Source organism: Cellulomonas sp. P5_C5, from assembly GCF_054049655.1.
Genome location: NZ_JBFULY010000028.1, coordinates 21714 through 44621, shown reverse-complemented (window position 1 = coordinate 44621; position 22908 = coordinate 21714). Strand labels below are relative to the sequence as shown.

Annotated in this window: 26 protein-coding genes; 10 read left to right on the top strand and 16 right to left on the bottom strand. The window is 72.3% G+C overall.

Annotated features, from left to right (window positions below):
* Position 1 precedes the first annotated feature (1 nt).
* Together ACXJKF_RS18265 and ACXJKF_RS18260 are read right to left on the bottom strand one after the other, a co-directional pair.
* Positions 2-820: a DUF4097 family beta strand repeat-containing protein gene (locus tag ACXJKF_RS18265; protein WP_056592475.1), complete on the bottom strand. Its 819-nt coding sequence runs from the start codon at positions 818-820 to the stop codon at positions 2-4.
* 148 nt (positions 821-968) lie between these two features.
* Positions 969-2057 carry a type IV pilus twitching motility protein PilT gene (locus ACXJKF_RS18260; protein ID WP_456789140.1) on the bottom strand — a complete coding sequence of 363 codons (1089 nt, stop codon included), beginning with the start codon at positions 2055-2057 and terminating at the stop codon, positions 969-971.
* Between the two features lie 106 nt (positions 2058-2163).
* On the opposite strand from ACXJKF_RS18260, the gene ACXJKF_RS18255 reads away from it, so the two are divergent.
* Positions 2164-2238: a 50S ribosomal protein bL37 gene (locus ACXJKF_RS18255; protein ID WP_155859599.1), complete on the top strand. Its 75-nt coding sequence runs from the start codon at positions 2164-2166 to the stop codon at positions 2236-2238.
* Between the two features lie 63 nt (positions 2239-2301).
* Here ACXJKF_RS18255 and rsrA read toward each other — a convergent pair whose 3' ends face one another.
* Both rsrA and ACXJKF_RS18245 read right to left on the bottom strand, forming a co-directional pair.
* Positions 2302-2592 carry a mycothiol system anti-sigma-R factor gene (rsrA, locus tag ACXJKF_RS18250; protein ID WP_456789139.1) on the bottom strand — a complete coding sequence of 97 codons (291 nt, stop codon included), beginning with the start codon at positions 2590-2592 and terminating at the stop codon, positions 2302-2304.
* Positions 2589-3293 carry a sigma-70 family RNA polymerase sigma factor gene (locus tag ACXJKF_RS18245; RefSeq protein ID WP_456789146.1) on the bottom strand — a complete coding sequence of 235 codons (705 nt, stop codon included), beginning with the start codon at positions 3291-3293 and terminating at the stop codon, positions 2589-2591. The genes rsrA and ACXJKF_RS18245 overlap by 4 nt, the downstream gene beginning before the upstream one ends.
* A gap of 185 nt (positions 3294-3478) precedes the next feature.
* Here ACXJKF_RS18245 and ACXJKF_RS18240 point away from each other — a divergent pair, with 185 nt between their 5' ends.
* Genes ACXJKF_RS18240 through ACXJKF_RS18215 form a run of 6 tightly spaced genes read left to right on the top strand, consistent with a single transcriptional unit; the run spans position 3479 to position 8572 of the window.
* Positions 3479-4024 (top strand): ferritin, encoded by a 546-nt coding sequence (locus ACXJKF_RS18240; RefSeq protein WP_456789138.1) that lies wholly within the window; start codon positions 3479-3481, stop codon positions 4022-4024.
* Between the two features lie 11 nt (positions 4025-4035).
* Positions 4036-4548, top strand: a complete 513-nt coding sequence (locus ACXJKF_RS18235) for a DoxX family protein (protein WP_456789137.1) — start codon at positions 4036-4038, stop codon at positions 4546-4548.
* A 54-nt stretch (positions 4549-4602) separates the two neighbouring features.
* On the top strand, positions 4603-5886 hold the full coding sequence (gene aroA, locus ACXJKF_RS18230; RefSeq protein ID WP_456789136.1) for a 3-phosphoshikimate 1-carboxyvinyltransferase: 1284 nt from the start codon (positions 4603-4605) through the stop codon (positions 5884-5886).
* Positions 5886-6968 carry a ribosome small subunit-dependent GTPase A gene (gene rsgA / locus ACXJKF_RS18225; RefSeq protein ID WP_456789135.1) on the top strand — a complete coding sequence of 361 codons (1083 nt, stop codon included), beginning with the start codon at positions 5886-5888 and terminating at the stop codon, positions 6966-6968. Before aroA ends, rsgA begins: the two co-directional genes overlap by 1 nt.
* Positions 6969-6999: 31 nt before the next feature.
* Entirely contained in the window at positions 7000-7803 is an 804-nt protein-coding gene (gene hisN, locus ACXJKF_RS18220) for a histidinol-phosphatase (protein ID WP_456789134.1), read from the top strand.
* 28 nt (positions 7804-7831) lie between these two features.
* Positions 7832-8572 (top strand): class I SAM-dependent methyltransferase, encoded by a 741-nt coding sequence (locus ACXJKF_RS18215; protein ID WP_456789133.1) that lies wholly within the window; start codon positions 7832-7834, stop codon positions 8570-8572.
* Here the strand turns inward: ACXJKF_RS18215 and ACXJKF_RS18210 are convergent.
* From ACXJKF_RS18210 to ACXJKF_RS18190, 5 genes are read right to left on the bottom strand one after another with little or no spacing between them, the layout of a single operon-like run.
* Positions 8569-9297, bottom strand: a complete 729-nt coding sequence (locus ACXJKF_RS18210) for an HAD family hydrolase (protein ID WP_456789132.1) — start codon at positions 9295-9297, stop codon at positions 8569-8571. The genes ACXJKF_RS18215 and ACXJKF_RS18210 overlap by 4 nt on opposite strands.
* Positions 9297-10784, bottom strand: coding sequence for a glutamate--tRNA ligase (gltX, locus tag ACXJKF_RS18205; RefSeq protein WP_456789131.1), 1488 nt, complete (start codon positions 10782-10784; stop codon positions 9297-9299). The genes ACXJKF_RS18210 and gltX overlap by 1 nt, the downstream gene beginning before the upstream one ends.
* 24 nt (positions 10785-10808) lie before the next feature.
* Complete coding sequence (locus ACXJKF_RS18200) at positions 10809-11372, bottom strand: dTDP-4-dehydrorhamnose 3,5-epimerase family protein (protein WP_456789130.1); 564 nt, start codon at positions 11370-11372, stop codon at positions 10809-10811.
* A gap of 4 nt (positions 11373-11376) precedes the next feature.
* On the bottom strand, positions 11377-12162 hold the full coding sequence (locus tag ACXJKF_RS18195) for a fumarylacetoacetate hydrolase family protein (RefSeq protein ID WP_456789129.1): 786 nt from the start codon (positions 12160-12162) through the stop codon (positions 11377-11379).
* 15 nt (positions 12163-12177) lie between these two features.
* Entirely contained in the window at positions 12178-12999 is an 822-nt protein-coding gene (locus ACXJKF_RS18190; protein ID WP_456789128.1) for a methyltransferase domain-containing protein, read from the bottom strand.
* 102 nt (positions 13000-13101) lie between these two features.
* Here ACXJKF_RS18190 and ACXJKF_RS18185 point away from each other — a divergent pair, with 102 nt between their 5' ends.
* The gene (locus ACXJKF_RS18185; RefSeq protein ID WP_456789127.1) at positions 13102-14166 is read left to right on the top strand and encodes a heparan-alpha-glucosaminide N-acetyltransferase domain-containing protein; all 1065 of its coding nucleotides are present in this window, start codon (positions 13102-13104) and stop codon (positions 14164-14166) included.
* Here the strand turns inward: ACXJKF_RS18185 and ACXJKF_RS18180 are convergent.
* The 3 genes from ACXJKF_RS18180 to ACXJKF_RS18170 form a co-directional block, all read right to left on the bottom strand.
* Complete coding sequence (locus ACXJKF_RS18180) at positions 14151-15581, bottom strand: hypothetical protein (protein ID WP_456789126.1); 1431 nt, start codon at positions 15579-15581, stop codon at positions 14151-14153. The two genes, ACXJKF_RS18185 and ACXJKF_RS18180, sit on opposite strands and share 16 nt — an antisense overlap.
* Entirely contained in the window at positions 15571-16125 is a 555-nt protein-coding gene (locus ACXJKF_RS18175; RefSeq protein WP_456789125.1) for an RNA polymerase sigma factor, read from the bottom strand. Before ACXJKF_RS18175 ends, ACXJKF_RS18180 begins: the two co-directional genes overlap by 11 nt.
* Positions 16126-16197: 72 nt before the next feature.
* Entirely contained in the window at positions 16198-16584 is a 387-nt protein-coding gene (locus tag ACXJKF_RS18170) for a DUF1304 domain-containing protein (RefSeq protein ID WP_456789124.1), read from the bottom strand.
* Between the two features lie 35 nt (positions 16585-16619).
* Between ACXJKF_RS18170 and ACXJKF_RS18165 the strand changes: the two genes are divergently transcribed.
* Positions 16620-17486: a 3-methyladenine DNA glycosylase gene (locus ACXJKF_RS18165; protein WP_456789123.1), complete on the top strand. Its 867-nt coding sequence runs from the start codon at positions 16620-16622 to the stop codon at positions 17484-17486.
* Between the two features lie 6 nt (positions 17487-17492).
* Here the strand turns inward: ACXJKF_RS18165 and ACXJKF_RS18160 are convergent, their stop codons facing one another.
* The 4 genes from ACXJKF_RS18160 to rnhA all read right to left on the bottom strand — a co-directional run bounded on the left by ACXJKF_RS18160 (position 17493) and on the right by rnhA (position 20325).
* On the bottom strand, positions 17493-18134 hold the full coding sequence (locus tag ACXJKF_RS18160) for an AMIN-like domain-containing (lipo)protein (RefSeq protein WP_456789122.1): 642 nt from the start codon (positions 18132-18134) through the stop codon (positions 17493-17495).
* A 74-nt stretch (positions 18135-18208) separates the two neighbouring features.
* On the bottom strand, positions 18209-18955 hold the full coding sequence (locus ACXJKF_RS18155; protein ID WP_456789121.1) for a glutamine amidotransferase: 747 nt from the start codon (positions 18953-18955) through the stop codon (positions 18209-18211).
* On the bottom strand, positions 18952-19827 hold the full coding sequence (locus tag ACXJKF_RS18150) for an oxygenase MpaB family protein (RefSeq protein WP_456789120.1): 876 nt from the start codon (positions 19825-19827) through the stop codon (positions 18952-18954). The genes ACXJKF_RS18155 and ACXJKF_RS18150 overlap by 4 nt, the downstream gene beginning before the upstream one ends.
* An 18-nt stretch (positions 19828-19845) precedes the next feature.
* Positions 19846-20325 (bottom strand): ribonuclease HI, encoded by a 480-nt coding sequence (rnhA, locus tag ACXJKF_RS18145; RefSeq protein ID WP_456789119.1) that lies wholly within the window; start codon positions 20323-20325, stop codon positions 19846-19848.
* A 17-nt stretch (positions 20326-20342) separates the two neighbouring features.
* Here rnhA and ACXJKF_RS18140 point away from each other — a divergent pair, with 17 nt between their 5' ends.
* A complete protein-coding gene (locus ACXJKF_RS18140; RefSeq protein WP_456789118.1) occupies positions 20343-22901 on the top strand; it encodes a DEAD/DEAH box helicase in 2559 nt (852 codons plus the stop codon).
* Positions 22902-22908: the final 7 nt, after the last annotated feature.

The window sequence follows — 22908 nt, the reverse complement described above, 5'->3', positions numbered from 1 at the left end:
ATCACGCGACCCCGGTCCCTGCGCCGCGCAGCACCGTGAGGTGCCCGGAGACCGTGCTGGACGACACGAAGCACGCACCGTCACCGGTGCGCAGGTCCACCTTGCGGTGGCCCGGCGTCGTCCCCTTGTACTCCTCGCCGTCCACGACGAGGCGCCCGGACACCGACTGGCCCTTCACCTGCACGCCCTTGCCCTCCGGGAGCCGGACGGTGACGTCGCCCGAGACGGTCGTCGCGGTGACGCTCGACGTCCCCGACGTCACGTCGAACGTCAGCGAGCCCGAGACCGAGTTGGCCTGCACCAGGCTCAGCTCCCCCGAGGCGGCGAGCTCGCCGGAGACCGTGTTGAGCTTGAGGTCGCCGCGGTGGTCGCGGACGACGATCTCGCCGGACACCGTGTTCGCGCTGAGCCGCCCGCGGGTGCCGTCGGTGATGAGCGTGCCCGAGACGGTGGACACGGACGCGTCCTGCTCGATCCCGGCCAGCAGCCCGTCGGCGGACACGGTGCCCACCTTGGCGTGCACCTCCCGCGGCACGGCGAGGTGCACGTCGGCCTTGTCCTTGCCGCTGAAGTTCCGGAACTTCTCCAGGAACCCGTCCCAGCCGCCCAGCGTGAACTGGTAGCCCACCCGGAGCTCCCCGTCACCGGAGAGGCTGACCTCCAGGGGCCGACCGTCGACGGCGTGCACCTCGATCCGCGCACCGGGCCCGTCGTGCGCGACGACGTCGACGCGACCGCCGGCCAGCTGCACGCGCAGGCTGGTGATCGCCTCGATCTCGATGATCTGCGGGCCGGCGACGACCCAGGACTCGCTTGCCATGATGCTCTCCCATTCACGATATATCTCGTTCCGTCAGACACGTTATATCGCGTTGCGCGAGGGCGCAACCACTCGCGTCATATCGCGTCTGGACGCACAAGAAGAGCCCGTGACCGACGCGGGTCACGGGCTCTTCTCGGGAGGGTCGTCAGGACACGAGGCCGGCCTGCCGCAGCTCGACCGTGAGGTCGTGCGGGCTGGTCGACGCGGAGAGCGCCTCGTCGTAGGTGATGGCGTCGTCGCGGACCAGCTGGAACAGGTGCTGGTCGAACGTCTGCATCTTGTAGAAGTCGCCTTCCTTGATCAGGTCGATCAGCGGCGGGGCGTCCTCGGGGTCCAGGATCGCCTCGCGCGTCCGGCCCGTGTTGATCATGACCTCGATCGCGGGCCGCCGGCCCGTGCCGTCGGCCAGCCGGACCAGCCGCTGCGACACGATGCCGCGCAGCGCCTGCGCCAGCGCGATGCGGACCTGCTTCTGCTCGTGCGGCGGGAAGAAGTCGATGATGCGGTTGATCGTCTCGGCCGCGTCGATCGTGTGCAGCGTCGACAGGACGAGGTGGCCGGTCTCGGCGGCGGAGAGCGCCGCGCGCACGGTCTCGACGTCACGCATCTCGCCGACCAGGATCACGTCGGGGTCCTGGCGCATCGCGGCACGCAGGGCGACGGTGAAGTCCGCGGTGTCCTGACGGACCTCGCGCTGGGACACGATCGACTTCTTGTCCTGGTGCAGGATCTCGATCGGGTCCTCGATGGTGACGATGTTGACCTCGCGCAGCGTGTTGATGAGGTCGACCATCGAGGCCAGCGTCGTCGTCTTGCCCGAGCCGGTGGGGCCGGTCACCAGGACCAGGCCGCGCGGCTCCAGCGCCAGCTCGCCGATGACCTCGGGCAGCGCCAGCTCGGCCAGCGCCTGCGCACCCACGGCGACCCGGCGGAAGACCATGCCGTACGTGCCGCGCGCCTGGTAGGCGTTGACGCGGAACCGGCCGACACCGGAGACCGAGTAGGCGAAGTCCGCCTCGTGGTGCTCACGGAACTTGTCGACCAGGTCGTCGGGCAGAACCTCCTCGAGCATGCGCTCGGTGTCCGCCGGCTTGAGGTCGGGCACCTGCAGCTTGCGCAGCCGCCCGTCGACGCGCACGCGGGGCGCAGATCCGACCTTGCAGTGCAGGTCGGAGCCGCCCGTGCTCGCGAGGGCGTGCAGGAACGGGATCACGGACTGTGTCGGCTGGCTCACGCACTGGATATCGGACGCCAGGCCCCCGCACTTGAGCGCGCGCGAGATGTGGGACGATGGAGCGAGTCCGGCGCGCAGCACGGGCGCCAGAACCTGAGGAGATCCCATGAGCAAGCGAGGCCGCAAGCGCCGTTCCCGCAAGGGCAGCGCCGCGAACCACGGCAACCGTCCCAACGCCTGAGCGTTCGGCGACAGTCAGAAGGCCCGGAGCAGCACGTGCTGCACCGGGCCTTCGTCCTGTCACTCAGTCGCGGGTGATCCGCATGACCGTGAGCTGCTCGTGGATCTTCAGGCGCAGACCGTCCGGCGCCGCCTCCTGGCAGCCACGACGGACGAGCGTCTTGACGACCACGTCGACGTCGTACTCCTCGAGGCAGCCCTGACACTCCGACAGGTGCGCACGGACCGTCGCGGCGTCCACCGCGCCCAGCTCGGCGTCGAGGTACTCCCACAACCGGTCGAGCGCGTCGGCGCAGTTGTTGCCGCAGTTGCCGGCGGCAGGGGTCAACGGGTCTGCGTCGTGCAGCTCGCTCATCGTTCGCCCTCCGGTGCGGTGGGGGCCACCCCGACCAGACCACGCCCCCGCGCGTAGTCCGACAGCAGGTCACGCAGCTGCGCGCGGCCGCGGTGCAACCGGGACATCACCGTCCCGATCGGCGTCCCCATGATCTCGGCGATCTCCTTGTACGCGAAGCCCTCGACGTCGGCGAGGTACACCGCGATCCGGAACTCCTCCGGCAGACGCTGCAACGCGTCCTTGATGTCGGAGTCCGGGAGGTGGTCGAGCGCCTCAGCCTCGGCAGACCGCAGGCCCCTCGACGTGTGCGACTCGGCGCGGGCCAGCTGCCAGTCCTCGATCTCCTCGGACCGGGACTGCTGGGGCTCGCGCTGCTTCTTGCGGTACGAGTTGATGTACGTGTTGGTGAGGATGCGGTACAGCCACGCCTTGAGGTTGGTGCCCGGGCGGTACTGGTGGAACGCGGCGAACGCCTTGGCGAACGTCTCCTGCACCAGGTCCTCGGCATCCGCCGGGTTGCGCGTCATCCGCAGGGCAGCGCCGTACAGCTGGTCCAGGTAGACCAGCGCCTCCGCCTCGAACCTCTCGGTCCGTGCCGCGTCGTCCTCGGCCTCAGGCGCGCGGTTCGTGTCCTCGCTCATCGCGGTCGAGCCTAGCCCCGCAGGCTGAGGACCACCGACCGGGGTGGGGTACGCCACATCCACCCTCGACGCCTGCATCTGCGCGGCCGCCTCGGGCGGAAGGGTGTGTACGGGGATACCGATCGCCCACCCGCTCATGGGAGGCGGCGCCGGGCGCGTCTCGGTAGTACAGCTCATGGTGGCCACAACGGCACGGGGACGTGTCCCATTCCCAGCCGTGCCCATGCGTCGCCAGGGCTGCGCCTCCGCACTAGGTTGGCGGCATGACGAGCACCACGGACGAGTCCACGTTCCTGCGCCTGCTCCGCGAGCAGATCGGCCACGAGTTCGACGCCCACCAGCAGTACGTGGCGATCGCCGTGTGGTTCGACGGCCAGGACCTCCCCCAGCTGGCGCGGCACTACTACCGGCAGGCGATCGAGGAGCGCAGCCACGCGCTGATGATCGTGCAGTACCTGCTGGACCGGGACCTGCCCGTCGCCATCCCCGGCGGCAGCGCGGTGCGCAACGACTTCACCCAGGTCACCGAGCCGATCGGTCTGGCGCTGCAGCAGGAGAAGCAGGTCACGACGCAGATCGAGGCGATCTTCGCGGCGGCCCGCGCCGAGGGCGACGCGCTGGGCGAGCAGTTCCTGCTCTGGTTCCTCAAGGAGCAGGTCGAGGAGGTCGCGTCGGCGACCACCCTGCTCACCGTCGCCACGCGTGCGGGCGACAACCTGTTCGACCTCGAGAACTACGTCGCCCGCGAGCAGATCGGTGACGGTGGCGAGTCCGCCGACGCACCCTCTGCCGCCGGCGGCGCCCTGTAGGAGGAGCTGCTGTGCTGCTGCGTCGTCTCGCCCGCCCCCTGTTCGCCTCGTGGTTCGTCACCGAGGGTCTCGACGTCGTCCGGCATCCCGCCGCGCACGCCGCCGAGGCCCGTGGCGCGCTGACCACGCTGCGCGCCCGGCTACCCGAGCCCGTCCGCACCGGGCCGGCCGGGGAGGCGCTGGGCTACGAGCTCAGCGACCGTCAGCTGACCACCATCGTCCAGGCGCACGGTGTCGCCCTGGCGGGCGCCGGCGCGCTGCTCGCGGTCGGCAAGGCGCCGCGCACGGCCGCGCTGGCGCTGGCGGTCCTGACGGCTCCGCTGATCGTGCTGAACCTCCCGTTCAAGCGCACGAAGGGCGAGGACCCGGCACTGCGCCGGGCCCGGCGCGAGCGGTTCGTGCGCGCGCTCGCGTTCACCGGCGGGGCACTGATCGCCGGTGTCGACCTCGAAGGTCGGCCCGGGATCAGCTGGCGGGTGCAGAAGGCGCGCTCCGAGCACGCCGCGGCGAAGTCCGCGGACTGACCGAGGCTGAGACGTCCGGCGGCCGCGGACGGCGACCCCACTAACCTGGGTGCCATGGATCTCTGGACCGCGCCGCTCGCCCGTGGACCTCTCGACGCGCTCGTCGACGTGCCCGGCTCGAAGTCCCTGACGAACCGGTACCTGGTCCTCGCCGCACTCGCGGACGCGCCGGGCCGGCTGCGCGGCGCGCTGCGCTCCCGTGACACCTTCCTGATGGCCGCAGCGCTCACCAGCCTGGGCACGCGGATCGACGAGGACGGCGCCGACTGGGTGGTCACGCCGGGTGCGGTGCAGGGCTCCGCGAGCGTCCAGTGCGGCCTGGCGGGGACCGTGATGCGGTTCCTGCCGGCGGTCGCCGCGATCGCCGACGGGCCGGTCCGGTTCGACGGCGACGACGCCGCCCTGGTGCGGCCCATGGGCCCCGTGATCACGGCGCTGCGGACGCTGGGGGTGCGCGTCGAGGAGCACGGGGAGCCCGGGCACCTGCCGTTCACGGTGCACGGTCGCGGCTCCGTGCGCGGCGGTCAGGTCGACGTGGACGCGTCGGCGTCGAGCCAGTTCGTGTCGGGCCTGCTGCTCGCCGCCGCGCGCTTCGAGCAGGGACTGACCCTGCGGCACACCGGCCGGACGCTGCCGAGCCTGCCGCACATCGAGATGACCGTCGCGCTGCTGCGGGAGGCGGGCGTCGAGGTCGACGACTCGCGGCCGGCGATCTGGCAGGTCGCGCCCGGTCCGATCGTGGGTCGGGACGTCCGCGTCGAGCCCGACCTGTCCAACGCGGCGCCGTTCCTGTGCGCGGCGCTGGTCGCCGGGGGCACCGTGCGCGTGCCGGGCTGGCCGACGGCGACGACGCAGCCGGGTGGGCTCCTGCCGGGCATCCTCGAGCGCATGGGCGGCACCACGCGCCTGGACGGCGACGTGCTGAGCGTGACCGGGACCGGCGCGATCCACGGGGTCGACCTGGACCTGCACGCCGCGGGCGAGATCGCTCCGACCATCGCCGCGCTGGCCGCCCTGGCCGACTCCCCCACGAGGCTGCGGGGCATCGCGCACCTGCGCGGCCACGAGACCGACCGGCTCGCCGCGCTGGCCGCCGAGATCACGCGGCTGGGCGGCCAGGCCGAGCAGACGTCGGACGGGCTCGTCATCACGCCGCGACCGCTCACCGGCGGCACCTGGCACACGTACGAGGACCACCGGATGGCCACCGCGGGGGCGCTCGTCGGGCTCCGCGTGCCGGACGTCGAGGTGGAGGACGTCGCGACGACCGCGAAGACGCTCCCGGACTTCGTCGGGCTCTGGGGCGGCATGCTGGCCGGATCGGCCGTGCTTGCCTGATGAGTCCACAGGCACGGCGCTACGACGAGCGGGACGTCCGCATCCGTCCTGGTCGTGGCTCGCGCCCCCGCACCAAGCAGCGCCCCGAGCACGCCGACGCCGAGACCGCGCTGGTCACGGCCGTGGACCGCGGTCGCTACGCGATCCTCGTGGACCCGGACGGTCCCGACGAGCGCGTCGCGATCGCGATGAAGGCCCGCGAGCTGGGCCGCGACCGCGTGGTCCCGGGCGACCGCGTGGACATCGTCGGCGACACGTCCGGCGACGAGGGCTCCCTGTCCCGGATCGTGCGGATCGGCGAGCGCCGGACCGTGCTGCGGCGGACGGCCGACGACACCGACCCGGTCGAGCGGATCATCGTCGCGAACGCGGACCAGCTCGTCATCGTGACCGCCCTGGCCGATCCCGAGCCTCGCACGCGCATGATCGACCGCTGCGTCGCCGCCGCCTACGACGCCCGGATGGACGCGTTGCTGGCGCTGACCAAGGCCGACCTGGCCGACCCCGCCGAGCTGGTCGGGATGTACGCGCCGATCGGCGTGGAGGTGGTGGTCACCAGCGCGCAGGCGTCCGTCGGCGGCAAGATCATCCACGGACTCGATGACGTGCGAGCCGCGCTGGAGGGCAAGACGTCGGTGCTGGTCGGGCACTCCGGCGTCGGCAAGTCGACGCTGGTGAACGCCCTCGTGCCCGGCACGTACCGCGCAGTGGGCATCGTCAACGACGTGACCGGCCGCGGACGGCACACGTCGAGCTCCGCGGTGGCGCTGCGGGTGCCGGGCACCAGCGCGCCCACGTGGGTCATCGACACCCCCGGCGTCCGGTCGTTCGGGCTCGCGCACGTCGACCCGCAGCACCTGCTGGGCGCGTTCGCGGACCTCGCCGCCGTGGCCGAGGAGTGCCCGCGCGGCTGCACGCACGCCGACGACGCCCCGGACTGCGCGCTCGACGAGTGGGTCGAGGCCTCCCCCGACGACGTGACCCGGGCAGCGCGGGCGGCACGGATCGAGTCCTTCCGCCGGCTGCTGGCCAGCCGGCTCGGCAGCGGCGAACCGGACAACCGGGAGCCCGCACGTCCCTGACGTGCGAACTCGACCCACTACGGTGTCGGGCATGAGCCTGCGCCCTGGGTACGACGACGACCTGCGCCTCGCCCACGTGATCGCGGACCAGGTCGACGGGATGACCATGTCCCGGTTCAAGTCGCAGGACCTGCGCGTGGAGACCAAGCCGGACCTGACCCCCGTGACCGACGCCGACAAGACGGCGGAGGAGATCGTGCGGGGGCAGCTGTCCCGGGCGCGACCGCGCGACGCGGTGCACGGCGAGGAGATGGGCGACACCGGCCACGGGCCGCGCCGGTGGATCATCGACCCGATCGACGGCACCAAGAACTTCGTGCGTGGCGTGCCCGTGTGGGCCACGCTCATCGGGCTGCTGGACGGCGACCAGGTGGTGGTGGGCGTGGTCAGCGCCCCCGCGCTCGGCCGGCGGTGGTGGGCCGCGCAGGGCTCCGGCGCGTGGACGGGCAAGTCGCTCGCCGCCGCCAGCCAGCTGCACGTCTCGGCGGTCGACCGCCTGGAGGACGCCTCGCTGTCGTACTCGTCGCTGAGCGGCTGGGAGGAGCGCGGACAGCTCGACGCGTTCCTCGGCCTGACCCGGCGCACGTGGCGGACCCGCGCGTACGGCGACTTCTGGTCGCACGTGCTCGTCGCGGAGGGCGCCGTCGACCTGTCCGCGGAACCCGAGCTGTCCCTGCACGACATGGCGGCCCTGGTGCCCATCGTCACGGAGGCCGGCGGGATGTTCACGTCGATCCGGGGTGTGCCTGGTCCGTTCGGCGGGTCTGCGCTGGTGTCCAACGGGAAGCTGCACCAGGCGGCCCTGGAGTACCTGGACCCGATGCCTGAGGCGTGACGGTCCGGTTCGCGGCACGATCGGTGCCATGAGCACCGACGACCGTGACGACCGCGCCGCCTCGTTCGACCGCGCCGCGGCCGTCTACCAGGCGACCCGACCGGGCTACCCCGACGACGCCGTCCGATGGTCGGTGCCGGAGCAGGCTCGCGACGTGCTCGACCTGGCCGCGGGGACGGGCAAGCTCACCGAGCGCCTCGTGGCGCTGGGCTGGCACGTGGTCGCGGTGGAGCCGTCCGACGCCATGCGGGCCGAGCTGACCGCCGTCCTGCCCACCGTCGAGGCGCTCCCCGGCACCGCCGAGCGGAYCGGCCTGCCGGACGCGTCCGTCGACGCGGTCACGATCGCGCAGGCGTGGCACTGGGTCGATCCGCCGCTGGCCTCCGCCGAGATCGCCCGCATCCTGCGCCCCGGGGGTCAGCTCACCGCGATCTGGAACGTGCGGGACCAGGAGGTCGACTGGGTGGCTCGGTGGACGGAGATCGTGCACCGCGGGGACACCCTGGAGACGAGCTACCGGGACCCGGAGCTGTCCGACGCGTTCACCGAGCCGGAGCACGCCACCTTCCACTGGGCCCAACGGCTGCGCGCGGCCGACCTGCGCACCCTCGCCGCGAGCCGCAGCCACCTGATCCTGCTGCCGCCCGCCGAGCGCGACGCGCTGCTCGACGAGATCGACCAGCTCGTCGCCACCCACCCGGACCTGCGCGGACGGGAGTGGATCGAGGTGCCGTACCGGACCGAGTGCTACCGGGCGCGGCTGCGCTAGAGGCCGAGCTCCGCAGGAAGCTGGTCGAGGGACTCGATCGTCAGCACGCCGGCCGCCGCGATCTCGGCGTCCGTCAGCGGCAGCCGGCGTCCACCGGGACGGTCCACCCAGATGCCGAGCAGCCCTGCCGCGCGGGCGGCGACGGCGTCGACGTCGAGCTCGTCGCCCACGTACGCGGTGCGTTCCGGAGCCGTGCCGAGTCGTCGGCACGCCTCGACGAACACCCGCGGGTCGGGCTTGCCGACGCCGAGCGTGTCGACGCCGACCAGCATCGGCACGCGGTCGAGCAAGGACACCCGCTCCAGCTTGGTGGTCTGCAGCGCGACCGACGCGTTGGACAGCGCGCCGACCGCGACACCGGCCGCGAGGAGCTTGTCGACCACCGCGTCGACGTCGGGGTGGGCCACCCACGCGTCCGCGAACGCCTCCTGGAACGACTCGTCCCACACCGCGAACGCGGCGTCGTCCAGGACCGGGCCACCGAACTGCTCGTGCAGCTCGTTGGCGCGCGTCATCCGCTGCTCGACGAACCCGACCTCGCCGCGCGTGTACGCCGCGTAGTGACCTCCGACGTCGGCCCGCCACACCGTCACCAGCTCCGGGTGGCGCTCGGGCGGGAGGTCCGGCAGGTACCGGCGGGCGACGTCGGACAGGGCGTGGCCGAACGCTCCGCGGGTGTCGACGAGGGTGTCGTCGATGTCGAAGAGGACGCCGTCGACGCGCATCAGAGCGTCGCGCGCAGGGCGGCGATCCGCGCGAGCGTGGACTGCTTGCCCAGGATCTCCATCGACTCGAAGAGCGGCGGCGAGATGCGTCGGCCGCTCAGCGCCACCCGCAGCGGCGTGAACGCGAACCGCGGCTTGATGCCGAGACCCTCGACGAGCGCAGCCTGCAGCGCCTCCTGCGTCGCAGCCGTCGTGAAGTCGGCGAGCCCTTCCAGGGCGGCGGCCGCGGCGTCGAGCACCGAGCCGGACTCGTCGCGCAGCGCACCGCGCGCGTCGTCGGCGATCTCGAGGGCGTCGTCCGCGACGAACAGGAAGCCGAGCATGCCGACCGCCTCGCCCAGCAGCGTGATGCGCTCCTGGATCAGCGGCGCGCCCGCGTCGAGCAGCGCGCGGTGCTCGACGGAGAGGTCCGCGTAGGAGTCCGTGGGGACCAGTCCCGCGCGGTGCAGGTACGGGACCAGCCGGTCGCGGAAGTCGTCCGGTGCCAGCAGCCGGATGTGGGCCGAGTTGATGGCCTCGGCCTTCTTCACGTCGAAGCGCGCCGGGTTCGGGTTGACGTCCGCCGCGTCGAACGCGGCCGTCATCTCCGCCATCGAGAAGATGTCGCGGTCCGGGCCGATCGACCAGCCCAGCAGGGCGAGGTAGTTGAGCAGGCCCTCGGGCGTGAACCCGTTGTCCCGGTGCAGGAAGAGGTTGGACTCGGGGTCCCGCTTGGAGAGCTTCTTGTTGCCGTCACCGAGGACCGACGGCAGGTGCCCGAATACCGGCTCGCCCGAGCCGACGCCGATTTCGGAGAGCGCCCGGTACAGGGCGATCTGGCGAGGTGTCGACGACAGCAGGTCCTCGCCGCGCAGCACGTGGGTGATGCCCATGAGGGCGTCGTCCACCGGGTTGACCAGCGTGTAGAGCGGCTGGCCGTTGGCACGCACGATGACGAAGTCCGGCACCGAGCCGGCCTTGAACGTCACCTCGCCGCGCACCAGGTCCACGAACGTGAGGTCGTCGTCGGGCATCCGCAGGCGCAGGACCGGCTCACGGCCCTCGGCGCGGAACGCCGCCTTCTGCTCGTCGGTCAGGTTCCGGTCGACGCCGTCGTAGCCCAGCTTCGGGTCCCGGCCGGCCGCCTTGTGGCGCGCCTCGATCTCCTCCGGGGTGGAGAAGGACTCGTACGCGTGCCCGCCCTCGACCAGCCGACGGACCACGTCCGCGTACAGGTCCATCCGCTGCGACTGCCGGTACGGCTCGTGCGGGCCGCCCACCTCGACACCCTCGTCCCAGTCCAGGCCGAGCCAGCGCAGCCCGTCGAGGAGCTGCAGGTAGGACTCCTGCGAGTCGCGCGCCGCGTCCGTGTCCTCGATGCGGAAGACGAACGTGCCCCCGGTGTGGCGGGCGTACGCCCAGTTGAACAGGGCGGTCCGGATCAGGCCGACGTGCGGCGTACCGGTGGGCGACGGGCAGAAGCGAACACGGACAGCGGAGGAGGTCACGGGCTCCAGGTTACTGGCGCTCCGTCAGCGCTCCGGCGCGGTCCACACCGTGGCGCTGCGGTCCTTGGCCGACAGCTGCGCCGGGTCGTCGACGTCCACCGGGACCGGCCACGCGATGCCCAGGTCCGGGCTCAGCGGGTTGTACGCGGTGCCGGGCATGCCCGGACGCCACTCGGTGTCGAAGCAGTAGAGGTACTGCGTCACGTCGGACACCGACTGGAACCCGTTGCAGACGCCCTTCGGCACGAACACTTGGGTGCCCTTCTCCAGCGGAACCGTGTGGACGGCGCCGTAGGTGGGCGAGCCCTCCCGCGCGTCGAGATAGGCACCCAGCGCCTGCCCGGAGACGATGCCGACCAGCTTGTTCATGGCCTCGCCGTGCAGGCCGCGGACCGCACCGCGGCGGCTCTCCGTCACGTTGACCTGCGCCCACGGACCGTCGACCCGGGACGTGAGCTCGTCGTGCTGCCACACCGAGGCGCGGTAGAACTCCCGCACGGTCCCCCGCGGGTCCTCCACCTGCTTCAGGCGGAACACGAGCAGGCCGTCGATGGGCGTGGTCTCCACGGAGACGTCGTCGATGCTCACGGGCTCAGTGCCGGCGAAGGACCGGGTTGCGCAGGACGCCGATCTCCTCGACCTCGACCTCCACCACGTCCCGGTCCACGATCGGGCTCACGCCCGCGGGGGTGCCGGTGAGAATGAGGTCGCCTGGAAGCAGCGTGAACACCTCGGAGACGTAGGAGACGAGGTAGGCCGCGTCGAAGATCATCTGCGACGTGCGGCCGTCCTGCTTCGTCTCGCCGTTGACGCGGGCGCGGACGTACAGGTCGTCGACGTCGAGACCCGGGACGATCCACGGGCCGACCGGGCACGAGCCGTCGAAACCCTTGGCACGGGTCCACTGGGCGTCGGCCCGCTGGGCGTCGCGAGCGGTGACGTCGTTGGCGACGGTGTACCCGAAGACGTAGTCCAGGGCGCGGTCCGGCGGGACGTCCTTGGTGACCTTGCCGATGACGATGGCCAGCTCGGCCTCGTGCTCGACGTGCTCGGTCCAGTCGGGCAGGACGATCGGGTCGTCCGGGCCGATGATCGACGTGTTCGGCTTGAGGAACAGCAGCGGGGCGGGCGGGAGCTCGTTGCCCATCTCGGCCGCGTGGTCGGCGTAGTTGCGACCGACGCCGATGATCTTGGAGCGCGGGATCACCGGTGCCAGCAGGCGGACGCTGTCGTCGTCGAGCCGGATCTGCTCGCCCGTGGGCTGCACGGGCGTGTAGAGCGGGTCGCCGGTGATGACCACCAGCTCCTCGGAACCAGGAGCTCCGTCGACCAGGGCGTAGCGGGGGTCTCCCCCGGTGGTGAACCTCGCGATGCGCACGGTCGAGAGCCTAGTTCAGGCGCGAGCCAGCACCTCGCCGTGCAGCACCGCGAACCAGCCGTCGGGCTGCTTGCCCCACTCGCGCCACGCGTCGGCGAGCAGCTCGAGCCCGACCTCGTCGGCGAGGCCGTGCGCGATCGCCTGCGCGGCGAAGTTCGAGGCCACGGAACGGTCCGCCCAGAGCCCCGCCCACCAGGTGCGGTCCTCGGGGGTGGCGTAGCACCAGACGCCGGCGCTGGGCACGACGCCCTCCGGGTCGAACCCGGCCTCGCGCACCCACGACAGCAGCTTGCGGCCGGCGTTCGCGTCGGCCTCGTTGGCCTGCGTGACCTCGTGGTAGAGCGCCAGCCACTCGTCCAGGCCGTCCGACTGCGGGTACCAGGTCATGCCCGAGTAGTCGGCGTCGCGCACCGCGACCACGCCGCCCGGTCGCGTGACCCGGCGCATCTCGCGCAGGGCCGCGATGGGGTCCGTCAGGTGCTGGAGCACCTGGTGGGCGTGCACGACGTCGAAGGCGTCGTCGGGGAACGGGAGCTCGTAGGCGTCGGCCACCTGGAAGGTCACGTTGTCCGCTCCCGCGTCCGCGGCGGCCTTCTGCGCGATCTCCACGACGGCCGCCGAGGTGTCGACGCCGACGACCTCGCCGGGCTCGAGCCGGGCCGCCAGGTCGATCGTCACGGAGCCCGGGCCGCAGCCCACGTCCAGCAGCCGGGTGCCCGGGACCAGGGCCGGCAGCAGGTAGGCCGCGGAGTTCTCGGCGGTGCGCCAGCGGTGCGAGCGCAGCACGGACTCGTGGTGTCCGTGGGTGTACACGTCGGGGTGCGTCGGGGAGTTCACATCGAACTGTAATCATCTGAGAGGCTTCCAGTTCAATAACCGGGACGAACCGTTTCGACATGCGAGATCACGCGGCTCAGATCGGCTCGCTAGCATCCGACCATGCGCCGCATCGTGGGGATCGACGTCGCCCGGGGCCTCGCCGTGCTCGGGATGATGACCGCGCACGTCGGCCCCGACGACCACGGCCCGATCCCGCCGGGCGGCTTCGCGCAGCTGGCGGACGGCCGGCCGGCGGCCCTGTTCGTCGTCCTGGCCGGGCTGTCGCTGGCCCTCCTCTCCGGCAGCGCGGACCCGGTGACGGGGACCCGGCTCGTCCAGGCGCGGGTGCGCATCCTGGTGCGGGCCCTGCTGCTGTTCGCCCTCGGGGAGCTCCTCGTCGTCCTGGCGACGCYGGTCATCGTGATCCTGCCGACGTACGGCCTGCTCTTCGCGCTCGGCTGCATCGCCCTGCGCTGGTCCCGCGCCGCGCTCCTCACCGCCGCCGCGGTCGTCGCCGTCGTCGGCCCACCGCTGGGTCAGGGGATCGCGCACGCGCTGGAGGACGCTCGGCCGACCGTGCTCACCGAGATCACCGTCGGCCACTACTACCCCGCGATCGTCTGGACCGCGTACCTGCTGGTCGGGCTCGCGATCGGCCGCAGCGACCTGCGCTCCCCGCAGCTGCGCGGGGCCGGCGCCGTGGTCGGCCTCGTCCTCGTGGTGCTCGGGCACGGCGGGTCGTGGGTCGCGCTGCACCTGCTCGGCTGGCCCGTCGCGCTGGCCACCGCCGAGCCGCACTCGTCGACCACCTTCGAGGTCGTCGGCAACGTCGGCGTCGCGCTGCTCGTGATCTCCGGGTGCCTCGTGGTCGCCGACCGGTGGCCGCGCGTCCTCGCACCGCTCGCGGCCGTCGGGGCCCTCGCGCTCACCGCGTACACCGTGCACATCGTGGTGATCGCCGCCCTCGGGCAGGGCGTCGTCTACCAGGCGACCCTCGAGGTCTGGCTCGCGTTCATCCTCACCACGATCGGGCTGTGCTGGCTGTGGGCGGTCTCCGTCGGGCGCGGGCCGTTCGAGTGGGTGCTGCACCGGGTGTCGACGCGGGCGGCCGACATCGCGCCGGACGTGCTGCCGCCCTCACCGTCGCGCAGCGAGACGGAGCAGAGCGGTCAGGAGCACTCGTAGACGACGTTCACGGCATCAGATCGCATGCCGAGCATCCACTCGCCTGCAGGCCCCTGGACCGCGAACAGCGCGTTCGCGTCGAGGAACGCCTGGTCGGTCGTGTACTCGTAGCCGGCCGCTGCGCCGTGCAGCGTCCCGTACTCGTCCGCCGCCGGGTCGTCGGTCATCTCTGACGGCAACCACGAGCTCTCCTCCTGCCAGGCTCGCACGGCCTGCGTAAGGGAGCTCCCTCCGGGGAGCGGCAGATACACGCGGTAGCCGCCCGGCGTGGTCCCTGCCGCTCGCCACTGCGCCGGATCGTGGGTGCTCGCGCGGCTGAAGTGCCAGGACGTGCAGTTGGACGACCCCGGTGCAAGGGTGACCGCCGTGTAGTCGGCAGGGTCCGACCCCACGTAGCTGTCGTCACCGTCAGGGCCGTGGGACGCGCCGCGACGGACGCCGTCGTCCCACCGGATCGCCTCGAACTCGCCGGCAGGCAGGTCCTCGCGGCTCAGCTCGAGGAACGTGCCGAACGGCGTGGCGACGCCGAACTCGATATTGACGAGACCCGCGACCGCGGACTGCTGCGTGCGCTCCACGACGGAGAGCGCGCCGAGCTGCAGGAGCGTGCGGGAGGCGAGCGGCTCCGGCGTCAGTGCTTGTGCGTCCCCGAAGAGTGACGCGAACTCGTCCGAGCGCGCGTGGCTCGTCGTGACCACGTACCCGTCGATGTCGATCGACTCCGGCATGGTGAGGCTGTCGTAGAAGGTCTCGTCGTCGCGCACGACACCGCCAGTCTGCTCGGCAGAGCCGGCGCACTCGTCGCCGGTCCGGGCACTGGGGCACGCGATCAGGCGAGCGCCGGCCTCGTCGATCTCGTAGAGAGCGCCGAACTCCAGCGTGGACCAGGGCATCCCGCCCTCCGCCACAGACATGTAGATCACGGCGTCGGCGCGGCTGCCGACGCGGTAGATCGTCGGCGTGAAGTAGCCATCCGCCAGAGCCAGGACCTCGTCCATCTCGGGCGTCCGCTCCGGGGTGTGCCAGACCTCGCCGGTCCGCGGAGCGCTGAGCCGCTCGATCACGGTGGCGTCGTCGATCTCCTCGGCACGGGTCGGCGGCCCGGTCGGCGTCGGGGTCGACGTCGGCGTGGGCGTGGGCGTCGGCGTGTCGGACGGGGACGGGGACGGGCTGACCGTCGGCGTCTCGATCGGCACCACCGGCTCGGGGGCCTGCTGGCCCAGCCCGAACCACAGGCCGACCCCCAGCACCCCGACCACTCCGACACCCGCGAAGGACTCCGCGGTGTGCCGCACGATCCGGCGACGACGAGCCGCCGACCGGACCACCCCCAGGCGACCGCCGTCCAGCGCCGGCGCTCCACCCTCGATCTCGTCCGACGCCCGGGCCAGCAAGGCGTGCAGGTCAGCGCTCATGACGCACCTCCGTGGGGGTCAATGTCTGCACCGGGACCCGCTCACCGGCATCGCTCGTGCTGCCCAACGCGGCGTTCAAGCGGGTCAGCCCGTCGGACGTGTAGCGCTTCACGGCCCCTTCGGACAACCCGAGCGCAGCCGCCGTCTCGATGACCGACAGGTCCTCCATCTGCCGCAGCACCACGCACGCACGCTCCCGCGGACTCAATGCCGCCAGCGCCCGCACGACGTCCGCACCCGGCAACCGGTCGGTGTCGAGCACGACAGGAGGGGTCTGCGCCGCCGCGCGGGCCAGCAACCGCGCCTCACGCGTCTTGCGCCGACCCGCGTCGATCGCCCGCGACGCGATCGCCCGACGCACGTACGCCTCGGCCTGCTCTACCGACCCGAACCGTGCCCGGCCCGAGAACGCCGCGATCAACGACTCCTGCACCAGGTCCTGGGCATCCGAGGGCGACGCCGACACGAGAGTCGCGTGCGCGACCAAGCGCTGATAACGCTCACGCGCGACCTGCTCCAGCAGGTCCTCCCACCGTCTGCTCACGCCACGCCCCTCGCTACGACACCGTCACACCCATAACGCCTGTCGACCGCTGCGGCGTTGGGGTTGAGGTGGCTACGCGACGAGAGCGACGACCGCGGCCACGACGGCGAGCAGCGGGAAGGTGCCCTGGGTCGCGGCGGCACGCGCCATGGCGCGGTTCGTCGCGACGAGTACCAGGGCGGCGGCGAGCATGGACCCGCACGCGAACACGACGAGCGCGAGACCGACCGTCTCCTGGCCGGAGAGCGCGAGCACGACACCGACGAGCGCCCCGATGGCGAGGAACAGGTTGTAGAAGCCCTGGTTGTAGGCCCACGGCTTGACCGCGGGCACGTCCTCGGTGCGGGTCCGGAACCGCGCGTGCACCTCGGGGCGGTCGAAGATCACCGACTCGTACACGAAGAAGAGGACGTGCAGCAGGGCGGCGAGGACGGCGAAGACCGACGCGAGGATGACCACGGGACCAGTCTGTCAGGCCCGCTTACCCTGGTGACATGCCCGTGACCGCTGCACCCGTGCTCGACGCGACGACGTGGCAGTCGCTCGCGGTCGCGCACGCCGAGCGGGCCGACGCCTTCACCGCCGGCCGGCGCGAGCGACGGTCGCGCCAGCAGAAGCACGCGATCGAGGACTTCCTGTTCGAGTACTACCCGGTCACGCCCGCGGTCCTGCGGCGCTGGCACCCGGGCGTCGGCGTCGCGCTGCAGGAACCTGCGCCGCACGCCGGGTGGCGGTGGTACCGGACCGACGGGGACGTGGTCACGCTCGACGCCGAGGCGTTCCTGGCCGACCGCGGTGACGCCGTGCGGTTCATCCATGGCCTGCTCAGCGCGACCCTCGGCCGGCCGGCCCTGACCGGCTGCTTCGGTCTGCACGAGTGGGCGATGGTCTACCGCGAGACCGACGAGCACCGGCACCCGCTCCCCCTGCGCCTCGGTCCGGCGGGCACCGATGCCGTCGTCGAGACGCACCGGATCCGCTGCACCCACTTCGACGCCTACCGGTTCTTCACCTCCGACGCGGTCGAGCTCAACACGCTGCGACCGACCCGCGGGTCGATGACGGCGATGGAGCAGCCCGGCTGCCTGCACGCCGGGATGGACGTCTACAAGTGGGCGACCAAGCTGGGCCCGGCCGTGCCGGGGACCCTCCTGCTCGACTGCTTCGAGCTCGCCCGCGACATCCGGACGCTCGACATGCAGGCGTCCCCGTACGACGTGTCGACGTACGGCCTCGACCCGGTCGCGATCGAGACCCCCGAGGGCAAGGCCGAGTACGTCGCGCGACAGCGCGGGTTCGCCACCCGCGGGAACGTGCTGCGCGAGCGACTCGTCCTGGTGTGCGAGGCGCTGCTCCGCTGACGGTTCTCAGCCGTCGTGCCGGACGTCCACGACCACCCGGGTCGGGTCCGTCAGTGCGAAGACCCGGAACGGGTGGTCGGGCGTCGCGACGCCCAGGAACGCGAGCTCCTGCCCCTCGAACTGGCCGCGCACGTTCACCTCGCGCAGGACCGCGTAGTCGGGTGTGCGGACCGGGTTCGGCCCGGCCCACTCGTCGATCCCGGTCTCGAACGGGAGCCGCACCCCCAGCACGACGAGCTGGAGCGTGCCGTCGCCCGCGAGGTCCAGGGTGGTGTCGGCGGGGTCGTCGGTCGCGGCGTCGACGTACCGGACCATCCAGCCGGGCGTTCCTGTCCCGTCGAACCGCAGGACGACCCGGTCGTAGCCCGGGTGCTGACCGGTCGTCACGTCGGTCAGCGTCAGCGCGGCGTCCGCCGAGGCGGCCTGCTCGTCCTGGGTGACGTCCGCCGGGAACGGGACCGGCTCGTCCGTAGCGGTCGGCGTGGCGATGGGTGTCGCAGTGGGGCTCGCCGACGGGGTGGGGCCGGTGGTGCTCGTGGACGGGGTGGGCGACGGCGTCGCGGGAGCCTCGTCGGCGCACGACGCGAGCAGCAGCGTGACGCCGGCCACGGCGACCAGGGTCGGGAGGTGTCGGTACCGGGCGGTCATGAGCTCTCCTCGTGTCGTCGGCAGCACGGTACGGCGCGCGGACGCCGCAGCCCCGCGATGACGCGCGCCCGCGCTCAGTCGGGCGTGCCATCCCGGCCGTAGCGGCGCACGAAGGCCCTCAGGATGCGCGGTGGCGCCCACACGTCGGCGCTGCGGACCCCTGCCACCACCTCGTCGTGCTCCTTCGGCTGGAAGTAGCCGTAGTCCCGGTACACGCCGATGCGCGTGATGATGCCCGGCAGGTCGAGCTCGGGGTGGAACTGCGTGGCGTAGAGGTTCTCGCGCACCCGGAACATCTGCACGGGGCACGTCGGCGACGACGCGAGCAGGACTGCGTCCGGCGGGAGCACGCTGCAGGCCTCCTTGTGCCCGACGAACGCGTCGAACGACTCCGGCAGGTCCGCGAGCAGCGGGTCGAGCCGCCCGGCGTCCGTGAGGGTGATGGTGACGGCGCTGATCGGCTCCGGGTACCGACGGTCGATGACACCACCCTGGTGCACACCCAGCGTGCCGACGCCGTAGCAGGCGCCGAGGAACGGCCGGTCCCGGTCGACGATCTCGTCGAGGAGGGTCGACATCTCGGCCTCGACCCGGCGCTGGGCAGGGGACTTGTCGGCCTCGGGGGTGCTCGCGTCGTACGGGCTGCCGCCGACGAGCACGCCGTCGTAGCTGTCGAGCGGGACGGGCAGGAACGACGCCTGCTCCATGCGGACCCGCACCAGCTCGTCGGCGCGCAGTCCGCTGAACCTCAGGAAGGCCGCGTACTCCCCGTCGGCCGCGATCTCCTCCGCGCGCGAGCTGAGCAGCAGGAAGCGGCTCATCCGACGCCCGCGACCCGGCTGGCGTCGTCGGGCCCGAGCATCCACCGGATGGACCGGGTGGCGACCGCGCCCGCGGTGCGGGCCGCGCTCAGACCGACGGGGCCGGGTCGCTCGAGGCCGAGCATGTCGAACGTCCAGGCCGGCATCGACGCGACGGCCGCGCGGGCGAGCAGGGTGTAGCCGGGCCGCAGCGAGCGCGGCACCGGCGGCTCGTGCAGGAGGAAGTCGGCGGCGTCACGTGCGGCCGTCGACGGGCCGAGCACCGGCCGGAACTCCTCCAGGGCCTTCGCCAGCTCGGCCGTCGACTCCGGCACCCGCTCCGCCCCGAGCGCGACGGCCACGCGGGCTGCCTGCGCGACGTACTCGTCAGCGCCGGCGGCATCGAGGGGCCGCTGCCCGTACACGCGGTGCGCCCGCAGGAAGCTGTCCACCTCGGCGACGTGCACCCAGCGCAGGAGCGTCGGGTCGCCCGCGAAGTACTCGATCCCCTCCGGCGTGACACCGCGGATGCGGTCGTGCACGCGGCGGACGCGGCCGATCATGGCGTTGGCGTCGTCGATCGTGGCGAACGTCGTCGTCGCGATGAACGTGCTGGTCCGCGCCAGGCGCCCCCACGGGTCACCGCGGTAGCCCGAGTGCGCCGCGACCGCCGCCATCGCCGCCGGGTGCAGGGACTGCAGCAGCAGGGCGCGCATGCCGCCGACGAACATCGAGGCGTCGCCGTGCACGGTCCGGATGGGCGAGCCCGGCGGGTACCAGCGCGGCCCCGGCGTCCCGTGGATCCGTTCGCGGCTGGCCAGCCCGTCGGGTCCCGCGACGCGCAGGAACAGGGAGGTGCCGGCGCGGTCGCGGGCCGACGAGACAGGGTTCACCTGCCCATCCTGCGGCCGTCAGGCCCGGGCCCGCACCTGCTCGACGCCGCGGTTGGCCAGCTGGTCGGCGCGCTCGTTGCCCGGGTCGCCCGCGTGACCCTTCACCCAGACCCACGTCACGGTGTGCCGGGCGACCTCCGCGTCGAGGGCCTCCCAGAGCTCCTGGTTCTTCAYGGGCTTCTTGTCCCCCGTGCGCCAGCCGTTGCGCTTCCAGCCGGCGATCCACTTGGTGACGCCGTTCATCACRTACGTCGAGTCGACGTGCAGCGTGACGTCGCACGGCTTGGTCAGGGCGCGCAGGCCCTCGATCACGGCGGTGAGCTCCATGCGGTTGTTCGTGGTGAGGACCTCGCCGCCGAACAGCTCGCGCTCGTGCGCGCCGTACCGCATCCACGCGCCCCAGCCCCCGACGCCCGGGTTGCCCTTGCAGGCCCCGTCGGTCCACATCTCCACGGTCGGTCGCTCGCTCACGGCCCACACCCTAGACGCGGTGCGCATGGGACCATCGACGCAACATGACCAGCCTCGCCGATCGCATCCCCGCCGACCCCACCGACCCCGACGCGCTGTACGAGGCGTTCACCGACTGGGCGTCGGACCAGGGGCTCGCGCTGTACCCGCACCAGGACGAGGCACTGCTGGAGCTGGTCACGGGTGCGCACGTGATCCTGTCGACGCCCACGGGGTCCGGGAAGTCGCTCGTCGCGGTCGCCGCCCACTTCGTCGCGCTGGCCCAGGGCCGGCGGACGTACTACACGGCCCCGCTCAAGGCGCTGGTCAGCGAGAAGTTCTTCGCGCTCGTCGAGGCGTTCGGGTCCGCGAACGTCGGGATGATGACGGGCGACTCGGCGGTGAACCCGGGCGCCCCGATCATCTGCTGCACGGCCGAGATCCTCGCCAACGTGGCCCTGCGTGACGGCGACGACGCCGACGTCGGCCAGGTGGTCATGGACGAGTTCCACTTCTACGCCGACCCGCAGCGCGGCTGGGCGTGGCAGGTGCCGCTGCTGGAGCTCACGAAGGTCCAGTTCGTGCTCATGTCCGCGACCCTCGGCGACGTCGGGTTCTTCGCCGAGGACCTGACGCGCCGGACCCACCAGCCCGTCGCCGTCATCGCCAACGCCGAGCGGCCCGTCCCGCTGACGTTCTCCTATGCGATCGAGCCGCTGCACGAGCTGCTGGACGAGCTGGTGAAGACCCGTCGCGCCCCCGTCTACGTCGTGCACTTCACGCAGAAGGAGGCCGTCGAGCGCGCGCAGTCGCTCATGTCGACGCCCCTGGCCAGCCGCGAGCAGCGGGACCGGATCGCCGACGAGATCGCGGGGTTCCGCTTCGGTCCGGGCTTCGGGCGCACCCTCAACCGGCTGCTGCGGCACGGGGTCGGCGTGCACCACGCGGGGATGCTGCCCAAGTACCGCCGGGTGGTCGAGCGCCTCACGCAGCGCGGCCTGCTGCCGGTGGTCTGCGGCACGGACACGCTCGGCGTCGGCATCAACGTGCCCATCCGCACCGTGCTGCTGACCAGCCTGGTCAAGTACGACGGCGTCCGCATGCGGCACCTGTCCGCGCGCGAGTTCCACCAGATCTCGGGGCGCGCCGGGCGGGCGGGGTTCGACACCGTGGGCGAGGTCATCATCCTGGCGCCGGAGCACGTGATCGAGAACCGCAAGCTGCTGGAGAAGGCCGGCGACGACCCTCGCAAGCTCAAGAAGATCATCCGGAAGAAGGCTCCGGAGGGGCACGTCAACTGGACCGACAAGACGTTCGAGCGCCTGCGCGACGCCCCGCCCGAGCCGCTGACCAGCAGCTTCGCGGTGTCGCACGCGATGGTGCTGCACGTGCTGGCCCGCGACGGCGATCCCGTCGCCGCGATGACGAAGCTGCTCACGGACAACCACGAGCCGGTCGGCGCGCAGGGCAAGCACGTCCGGCGCGCGATCGCGGTCTACCGGTCGCTGCGTGCCGCCGGCGTGATCGAGCGCCCGTGGGTCGAGGACCCGACGGCACCGCACGGCCGCCGTCGCGCGGTGCAGCTCAACGTCGAGCTCGCTCCGAACTTCGCGCTCAACCAGGCCCTGTCCCCCTTCGCCTACGCGGCGCTCGACCTGCTGGACCGCGACGACCCGGGCTACGCGCACGACGTCGTGTCGGTCATCGAGGCGACGCTCGACAACCCGCGCCAGGTGCTGTCCGCGCAGGAGAACAAGGCCCGCGGCGAGGCCGTCGCCCAGATGAAGTCCGACGGGCTCGAGTACGACCAGCGCATGGCCCTGCTCGAGGACGTCGGCTACCCCAAGCCGCTCGCGGAGCTGCTGGAGGCCATGTTCGTCACCTACCGGCAGACCAACCCGTGGGTCGCCGACCTCGCCCTGTCCCCCAAGTCCGTGGTCCGGGACATGCACGAGCGGGCGATGAGCTTCGCGGAGTACGTCGCCTACTACCAGCTGGACCGGACCGAGGGCGTCCTGCTGCGCTACCTCGCCGACGCCTACCGCGCCCTGCGGCAGACGGTCCCCGAGGAGGCCCGCACCGAGGAGCTGTGGGAGATCATCGAGTGGCTGGGCGACCTCGTCCGCCGCACCGACTCCAGCCTCCTGGACGAGTGGGAGCGCCTGAGCAACCCGCTCGACGAGCACGGTGCCGACGCTCCCGGGGGAATCGACGAGGACGTGCCCGAGCCGATCACGGCCAACCCGCGCGTGTTCCGGGCCCTGGTCCGCGGCGCGCTCTTCCGCCGGGTCGAGCTGGCCGCGCGCGAGTTCTACGGCGGGCTCGCGCAGCTGGGAGACCTGGACGCCGACGGCGAGCCCTGGGACGCCGACCGCTGGCGGACCGCCCTGGACCCGTTCTACGACGACCACGACGAGATCCTCACCGGCGCACCCGCACGCGGCCCGGCGCTCTTCCAGGTGACTCCCGGCCGCGGGACGTGGCAGGTCCGGCAGCTGATCGACGACCCCGAGGGCGACCACGACTGGCGGATCGACGCGGCCGTCGACCTGGCGGGCTCCGACGAGACGGGCGAGGTCCAGCTGCGGATCGTCGCCGTGGGCCCCCTGGGCGACCTCACGTAGGTTGGCC